7 protein-coding genes and 1 pseudogene are annotated in these 5,385 nt (G+C 69.8%); 3 read left to right on the top strand and 5 right to left on the bottom strand.

Annotation, left to right across the window (positions count from 1 at the left end):
* The 3 genes and pseudogenes from R1101_RS0115525 to R1101_RS0115515 form a co-directional block, all read left to right on the top strand.
* Nucleotides 1-324, top strand: a 324-nt coding sequence (locus R1101_RS0115525; protein WP_016934304.1) for an STAS domain-containing protein, incomplete at its 5' end; no start/stop codon positions are given.
* Nucleotides 325-379: 55 nt separating this feature from the next.
* Entirely contained in the window at nt 380-835 is a 456-nt protein-coding gene (locus R1101_RS0115520; protein WP_026003324.1) for an ATP-binding protein, read from the top strand.
* A gap of 416 nt (nt 836-1,251) precedes the next feature.
* A pseudogene (locus R1101_RS0115515) lies at nt 1,252-1,545 on the top strand (DUF3349 domain-containing protein); the annotation flags it as partial.
* A gap of 146 nt (nt 1,546-1,691) precedes the next feature.
* Here R1101_RS0115515 and rdgB read toward each other — a convergent pair.
* The 5 genes from rdgB to R1101_RS0115490 form a co-directional block, all read right to left on the bottom strand.
* A complete protein-coding gene (rdgB, locus tag R1101_RS0115510; protein WP_016934301.1) occupies nt 1,692-2,303 on the bottom strand; it encodes an RdgB/HAM1 family non-canonical purine NTP pyrophosphatase in 612 nt (203 codons plus the stop codon).
* Nucleotides 2,304-2,310: 7 nt separating this feature from the next.
* Nucleotides 2,311-3,099 carry a ribonuclease PH gene (rph, locus tag R1101_RS0115505; protein ID WP_016934300.1) on the bottom strand — a complete coding sequence of 263 codons (789 nt, stop codon included), beginning with the start codon at nt 3,097-3,099 and terminating at the stop codon, nt 2,311-2,313.
* A 34-nt stretch (nt 3,100-3,133) separates the two neighbouring features.
* Complete coding sequence (locus R1101_RS0115500) at nt 3,134-3,895, bottom strand: cyclic nucleotide-degrading phosphodiesterase (RefSeq protein WP_016934299.1); 762 nt, start codon at nt 3,893-3,895, stop codon at nt 3,134-3,136.
* A 130-nt stretch (nt 3,896-4,025) separates the two neighbouring features.
* On the bottom strand, nt 4,026-4,655 hold the full coding sequence (locus R1101_RS0115495) for a rhomboid family intramembrane serine protease (RefSeq protein WP_016934298.1): 630 nt from the start codon (nt 4,653-4,655) through the stop codon (nt 4,026-4,028).
* 23 nt (nt 4,656-4,678) lie between these two features.
* On the bottom strand, nt 4,679-5,385 hold a 707-nt coding region (locus R1101_RS0115490), incomplete at its 5' end, for a P1 family peptidase (RefSeq protein ID WP_016934297.1).

Below are 5,385 nucleotides of genomic sequence, written 5' to 3'. Positions count from 1 at the left end.
GCTGTGCTGTCCGTCAACGGTGAAGTCGACATGACGAGCGCTCCACTGCTCGAGAACGAAGCCCTGGGGTTGCTCGACACCGACATCACCGGACTGATCGTCGACCTCAGCGGTGTTGATTTTCTCGCTTCGATGGGTATCGCTCTGTTGGTCGAGTTGTCCAAGCGTGCTACCGACGCCGTCGGTTTCGCCGTGGTCGCACACGGTAGTGCCACGGCACGCCCGCTCGAGCTCCTCGGCCTCGGAGAGGTCCTGGCGATCCACCCGAAGCTCGACGACGCGCTCGCCGGCCTCGGTGCCTCGCCGGAAGGAGTCTCCGAGTAGGCCGCCGCACCCGACGAACCGAGGAGTCATGTCGTCTGCCCCCGAGGAGTCAGCCTTGCTCTTTCCCGACGAGATCCGTTCGTCGGGTGTGCGAGCCGACCCGACCGAGATTGCAGGCCTGCGGGTCGTCACGAGGCGGTGGCTGGCGAAGCTGCCGCTCGATGAGGACCGACGACAGGACATTCTGCTCGCGAGCTACGAAGCGCTCGCGAATGCCGTCGAGCACGCCTATGCGCCGGACGATGCGCACGGGACCCTCGACTACGAGGCGACCTTCCTGCCCCACGAGGGTGAGGTGCTCGTGCGTGTCAGCGACCACGGTTCGTGGCACGAGGCCGTCGACAGCGACGCCCGGCGTTCACGCGGTCACGGGCTGACACTGATCCGTAATCTGGCCAGCGACGTCCACGTCTCGGCCGGCCCCGAGGGCACGGTCATCGAGATGCGGTGGGCACTCGACGACTCGGAGAAGGCAGAGGGCGACGAACTCTCGTCACACGACGCGGGCTGATCTGCGCGGTAGGCACGCGTCGCACGTTCCCGAAAGCACACGGCCGTGGGAGGAACACGATGTTCCTCCCACGGCCGTTGTCGTCACCCCTGCACGGCGCCGGCCTCTGGTTCGCGGTGCCGAACTGCGGAACCGCGACTCGCACGGGACGCGGAAATCGGTCCGGGCTCGCTGTGCCGGGGCTTCCTCGCAAGGAGGCCGTCGTCGCGGAGGTTGTCGACCGCCTGACGAGAGATGTGCCTGACCGGAGATGTGCCTGACCGGAGATGTGCCTGACCGGAGATGTGACTGCCCTGACGGGAAGAAGCAGGTGTTCCTCGCTATCGTGGCGGGAACCCTGTGACTTCGACAGGGGGTCCCGCCCGGCACTGCGTACGCGAAGTGGCCGACGCGGGGCGGTGAGTGAGGAGGCGACGATGGCGCTGTGGAACCCACGGGTGGTACTGGACTGGTTACGGGCGGGATATCCCGAAGGGATCCCGGCCAAGGATCATTTCGCGTTGCTGGCCGTTCTCAAACGCCGACTCACGGACGAGGAACTCCTCGAGGCGATCGAGACGGCAGCGGCGACCGCGTCCGAGCACCCGGAGCGGAAGGTGGATCACGACACCCTCCGGAAGATCGTGGCAGGGGTGATCCACGAGGAACCCGACCCGCAGGACGTCGAGCGGGTCCGCGAACTGCTGGTCGCTGCGGGCTGGCCCGTCGTGGGAGGTGAGCTCTCCCGCGGGGACGAGCCGGATGGGCAGATCGCATCCGACCCGACCGCGGTGCCGGCGTCCGATGCCGTTGCCACGCCGCATACCGGCGCTGCGGAACCCCTGCACGAGGAGCGCAGAACGCAGGCCCGCGTGCGTTAACCGGTCGCGGCGAGCGCAGCGAGGGCGGGTACGAGCTGGGCGAGTGCCCGTCCTCGGTGCGACTGCGCGTCCTTCTCGTCCGCGGACAGCTCGGCGGCGGTGCGTTCCTCGCCTTCGGGGCGGAAGACAGGGTCGTATCCGAAACCGTTGTCGCCGCGCGGTTCGCGCACGATACTGCCGCGCCACTCACCGCGCACGACGGTCGTGACGAATCCGTCGTCCGACGGCACGACGAGCGCGCAGGCCGACACGAAGGCGGCCCCGCGCCGCTCGTCCGGCACGTCCTGCAGCTGCCCGAGCAGCAGTGCGGTGTTGGCCTCGTCGTCGCCGTGCTGTCCGCTCCAGCGCGCGGACAGCACTCCCGGCATGCCGCGGAGGGCGTCGACCTCGAGACCGGAGTCGTCGGCCACACACGCCATGCCCGTGGCCGCGGCGCCGTCGCGCGCCTTGGCCCCGGCGTTCGCCTCGAAGGTCTCCCCCGTCTCGGGGGCCTCCGGATAGGGCGGGACGGTGTCGAGGCCTACGAGCTCGATGCCCTCGATCCCTGCGCGGTCGAGCACGCGCTGCAGTTCGCGCAGCTTCTTCGTATTGCGGCTTGCGACCAGCACCCGCACGTCAGACTCCGAACTTCTTCTTGACGGTCTCGGACTCGACCGGCTCGGGAAGAGCACCCGGGTACGGGTCGGCGAGCACCTCGCGCTGGATCCGGCACAGTTCCGCGATCCCGGCGAGCGACGAATCGAGCATCGCGTCGAGCGTGGAGCGTGGGAAGGTCGCACCTTCGCCCGTGCCCTGGACCTCGACGAGGGTGCCCGTCTCGGTGGCGACGACGTTCATGTCGACCTCGGCGCGCACGTCCTCCTCGTAGGGCAGGTCGAGGCGGACACGCCCGTCGACCACGCCGACGCTGACAGCGGCGATCTGGCACGAGATGGGCTGCGGGTCGGCGAGGCGGCCTGCCGCACGCAGGTAGGCGACCGCATCGACCAGGGCGACGTAGGCGCCGGTGATCGCTGCGGTGCGGGTGCCTCCGTCGGCCTGCAGCGCGTCGCAGTCGATCGCGATGGTGTTCTCACCGAGCGCGGCGAGGTCGATGCACGCGCGCAGCGACCGGCCGACCAGGCGGCTGATCTCCTGGGTGCGGCCGCCGAGCTTGCCCTTGACCGACTCGCGTCCGCTGCGGGTGTGGGTGGCGGCGGGGAGCATCGCGTACTCGGCGGTCAGCCAGCCGAGCCCGGATCCCCTACGCCACCGCGGGACGCCTTCCTCGGCGCTGGCGGTGCACATCACGCGGGTCTGCCCGAATTCGACGAGCACCGAGCCCGCCGGATGGTTGGTGAATCCGCGGGTGATGCGAATGGTCCGGAGTTCGTCGTCCGCTCTGCCGTCTTCTCGTGTCGTCACCCGTCCGAGCCTAGGCGATCGCGGGACGGGCGTTTCAGATGCGGTACACGTCTCCGGCCGAGACCGCGTGGACCGGTCCGGAGTACTCGGCCTTGGCTTCGGCGATGACGTCCTCGCGGGAGGTCCACGGCGGAATGTGGGTGAGGAGGAGTTCGCCGGCACCGGCGAGAGCCGCGATGCGACCGGCTTCGGTTCCGGACAGATGTATCCCCTCCGGGCGTTGTCCGGGTGCGTGGGTCCACGATGCCTCGGCCAGCAGCACGTCGGCTCCGCGCGCGAGGTCGACCACCTCGTCGCACATCCCGGTGTCGCCGGTGTAGACGAGGGTGCGACCGGAATCGCTGGAGATACGGAAACCGTAGGCTTCCGGCGGATGATGGACGCGCCCCGGGCAGATGGTCAGGCTCCCGAACCGGATCGGCTCGCCGTCGCCCAGTATCCGGACGTCGAGGGTGTCGCTGACGTCGTCGACCTCGCCGGGGATCTCGGCGGACGCCACACCGATGCGGTGGGCGGTCCCGGCAGGGCCGTAGGTGAGGACGCGGCCGTGCGGGCGGGACGGCGAGTAGCGGCGCCAGACCAACAGACCGGGCAGGTCGAGGCAGTGATCGGCGTGCAGATGGGAGAGCAGGATCGACACTTCACCGGGATCGGCGTGCCGTTGGAGCGCTCCGAGGACACCGGGACCGAAGTCGATGACCAGAGGCGGGGTGTCCGGTGCCGTCAGCAGGTAGCCGGAGGCTGCGGAATCCGGCCCGGCCACACTGCCCGAGCACCCCAGAACGGTCATGCGCATACACGCCATGCTGCCATGCCGAAGGTCCCTCGATGAAGCCAACGCGCGTATTACGGGCGCAGACTCACAGTGGCCGTGACGGTGTGACGCGCGGATCGCTCGGCCACCTTCCGCGGCCGATCGGTGGAGTTCAGCGCGGGAGGGCCGACGTCGTGGTGGTGCGGCGCGCACGACGCGCGTCGGCGGACAACGCCCACGCCGCGAGGACGCCCCCCGCCGCGCCGAAGAAGTGCCCTTCCCAGGAGATCCACGGTTCGCTCGGCAGCACACCCCACAGCATGCCGCCGTACAGGAACAGCACCACCACACCGAGCACGATCTGCCCCGCCTTACGCGTGAACAAGCCGCGCACGATCAGGTAGGCGAGCCAACCGAAGATCAGGCTCGACGCACCGATGTGGGTCTCACCCGAGCCGGCGATCAGCCACGTCCCCGATCCGGCGACGACCCAGATGATCGCGGTCGCGGCCAGCCCGCGGCCGATACCGGAGAGCAGCACCAGGAACCCGAGGACGAGGGCGGGCACGGTGTTCGCGGTCAGATGAGCCCAGTCGGCGTGCAGGATCGGCGCGAACAACACACCCCACAGTCCGTCGGCGGTACGGGGCTCGACACCGGCGGCGTCGAGATCGGCCGGGAGCACCGCGTCGGCGGCTTCGACGCCGTAGAGCATCGCGACGAATCCCCCGATCCACAGTCCGGCACGTTGCCAGATCGGCCGGAGACGGGTGTCGGCGCCGGTACCGCTGGGAATGGTCATGGGACCATTCTGCCGTCATATAGTCAGCGGCCGAAGACCGATGGCAGCACGTCGCGATAGGCGGGAATGTCGGCGACGGAGGTCGCGGAGAGGATCGCGTCGACGATTGCGCGTTCGACCACCACGGCCGCGGCCTCGCAGACCGCGGCGAGGATCGGCAGTTCGGCGGCGAAGGCCGGGATCGACGGCGCGGCGCGCAGGGTGTCCGACACGTCGGCGGTGCCCGTCGACAGAGCGAAGATCGTGTCGCCGTCCAGCGGGGAATGCGCGGGACGGATCGCGCGCCCGAGCCCATCGTGACCGGTGACCGCGACCCGACGGCACGCCGCTTTCGACAGCGGCGCGTCTGTGGCCACCACGCCGATCGTCGTGTTGAGGACGGTGCCCTTGTCGCCGAGCGCCCGGGCTGCTGCCAGGTCCGATGCCGAGGGCGACGACAGTCCCAGTTCTTCGGCGCGCGCGGCGTCGACGCCCCAGGGCAGGCCGGTCACGCTGTCGAACACCGACCCGACGGGATTGGCGACCATCAGCGCCGCCACGGTGATTCCCGCCGCGGGACCGTCCGTGATCTGCACGCTCGCCGATCCGAGTCCGCCCTTGAGCGCCCCCGCGCGGGCACCGGTGCCCGCGCCGACGCTCCCCCGGGCGAAGTGCGTGGAGCTCGCGGTGGCCGCGGCAGCCCATCCGGAATCGGTGGTCGGCCGCACCGACCACTCCCCCACGGGAAGAT

Source organism: Rhodococcus sp. R1101, from assembly GCF_000278445.1.
Taxonomy (GTDB): Bacteria; Actinomycetota; Actinomycetes; order Mycobacteriales; family Mycobacteriaceae; genus Rhodococcus; species Rhodococcus gordoniae.
This window is presented reverse-complemented; position numbering and strand designations above follow the sequence as displayed.